This window comes from Micromonospora parastrephiae, assembly GCF_016802865.1.
GTDB lineage: Bacteria > Actinomycetota > Actinomycetes > Mycobacteriales > Micromonosporaceae > Micromonospora > Micromonospora parastrephiae.
In genome coordinates this window covers 1-2391 of sequence record NZ_JAEVHM010000365.1, presented here as the reverse complement: position 1 = coordinate 2391, position 2391 = coordinate 1, and the positions used below count along the sequence as shown (strand labels likewise).

At 73.2% G+C, this 2391-nt stretch carries 1 protein-coding gene; it reads right to left on the bottom strand.

The features are described from left to right. The coding region (locus JNW91_RS31005) for an ABC transporter ATP-binding protein (protein ID WP_203179006.1) at positions 1–1844 on the bottom strand (1844 nt) is incomplete at its 3' end. Positions 1845–2391 lie beyond the last annotated feature (547 nt).

Sequence of the window (2391 nt, the reverse complement as noted above, 5' to 3'; positions counted from 1 at the left end):
GCTACGCCCTGCTCCAGGGGCTGCTGCTGGGGGTGGCCAGCCGTGCCTTCGAGCAGGTGTACCCGGGCATCGTGGTGCAGGCGGTGGCGGGCACCTTCGACCGGGTCGGGGCCGGTGAGCAGGTCGGTGCCGCCGCCGGCGCGGGTCGCCTGCGGCGCGGCGGCGTACGCGGCCGCGTGACTGGTCGCCAGCAGCTCGGCGAAGCGCGTCGACCCCTCCAGCGGACCGGCCTCGACCACCGCACCGTCGGCCAGCACCACCACCTCGTCGCAGCGGCGCACCGAGGAGAGTCGGTGCGCGATGACGATGCCGATCCGGTCGCGCAGCAGCCGTTCGGTGGCTCGCTGCACGCGCGCCTCGGTGACCGGGTCCAGCCGCGCGGTGGCCTCGTCGAGGATGACCACGTGCGGGTCGCGGACCAGGATCCGGGCGAACGCCACCAACTGTTCCTGACCGGCGGAGAGCACGTGGCCGCCCTCGCCGAGTCGGGTGGCCAGACCATCGGGCAGCTCGGCGATCCAGGTGGCCAGGCCCAGCTCGGCCAGTGCCCGCGCGGCGGCGTCGAGCAGCGCCGGGTCGAAGAGGGCGACGTTCTCGGCGAGCGTGCCGGCCAGGATTTCGGTGCGCTGCGGCACCAGGGCCACCCACCGCCGCAGGTGTTCGACGTCGAGATCACACAGGTCGGTGCCGCCGAGGAAGACAGTGCCCGCCGGCACGTCGACGGCGCGGGTGAGCACCTTCGCCAGGGTCGACTTGCCCGAGCCGGTCCGCCCGATCAGCGCATACGACCGGCCCCGGGCGAAGGTGAGGCTGACTGCGCGCAGCGCGGGCGCACGGCCGCTCTCCGGCCCGCTCACCTGGTATCCGAATGTGAGGTCGCGGATGCGCAGGTCACCGTCGGTCGGGCTGGCGCCGCCGGTGGGCTCCTGCCGGGCGTCCTGGAGCAGCTGCACCCGGCCCCACGCGCCGAGCGCGTACTGCAACTCGGGGACCATCCGGCTCACGTGTTCGACGGTCGCGCCGAAGGCCAACGCGAGCAGCCAGACAGCGGTCAGCCGGGCGGCGTCGATCTGGCCGCTGGCCAGCGCCCACGCGCCGCCGAGCACCACCACGCCGATGCCGCCCCGGATGACCGTCGCGGCGACCGTGGTCACCTTCGCCGACATCACCCAGACCCGTTTGCCGCGCGACAGGACGGCGGCGGCCCGCCGGGCGTAGAGCCGCAGCACGTACGGCCGGGCGAGGCTGGTGCGTACGTCGTCCTGACCGTGCACCGCCTCCTCCATCACGGCGGCCAGGTCCGACCACGCCTCCTCCTCGGCCATCCGGGCCGGAACGATGCGGGCGGTCGGCCGGCGCAGCCCCACCGCGAGCGCCACGATCAGCGCCAGCATCGCCGTCCCCGCCGGCCACCACACGAACAGCGCGACAGCCACCGACAGCACACCCACACAGAGCCCCTGGGCGAGCCGGGTGCCCTGGTTACGAACCGCAGCCGCCACCTGGTAGACGTCACCGTCGATGCGGTCGAGCAACTCGCCCACCGGAGTGGTCTCCAAGGTGGGCAGGTCCTGCCCGAGAGCCACCCGGCACAGCCGCCGACGCACGTCGGCGGACCAGTCGGCGGTGAGGCCAGCCATCAGCAGGCTCACCGCGAGATCGGTGAGCACCGCGGCGACCAGCGCAGCCGCCAGCACCGCGAAGAAGCCGGTCGAGCGGTGCAGCAGGACGGGGCCGGCCAGCGCCGAAGCGCCCGCCTGGCCGGCGGCGCCGAGCACGATCAGGACAGCCACAACCGTCATACGACGTGGCGAGGTGCCCCACAGATCTCGGAGCAGGCGCATGCGGAGTCCCTCCGGACATGGGGGCGGAGAACCCAGCCTGCCGGCAGCAACCCCGTCGACTCAACCGATTTACCGGTCCTGAGCAGGTCTTCCGGTCAGGTCTGGGCGACCCGGCGCACGCTGCCGACCAGCGCCTTCCGCATGTCCAAGATGGGCCGGTCCGGTCGGAACAGCCCACCCGGTTCGCCCGCGGCGCGGCGAGACTGCCCTGCCGGGACGACCGACCGGCACGGGTGCCCGCCCGGCACAGGGCGCCCGCCCGGCAGGGTGCCCGCCCGACGCCGGGTGCCCGCCCGGCAGGGCGCCCGCCCGACGGCCGGGCACCCGCACGGTGGCCCATCGAGGCCCAGGAGTCCGTTTTGGCATCCTCTGCGCGGTTTGGCCCGACGCCACCCCACGGTCGACCCATGATCGACTCGACATCGCCGATATCGGGGCATCACCCCTCGGCGGTTTCAAGCGGTTGTTGCAACTAGGTGTTTGTTGAGTACCTCGGCTGGATTGTGCCAGTCGAGGGTTTGGCGTGGTCGTCCGTTGAGTTCTCGGG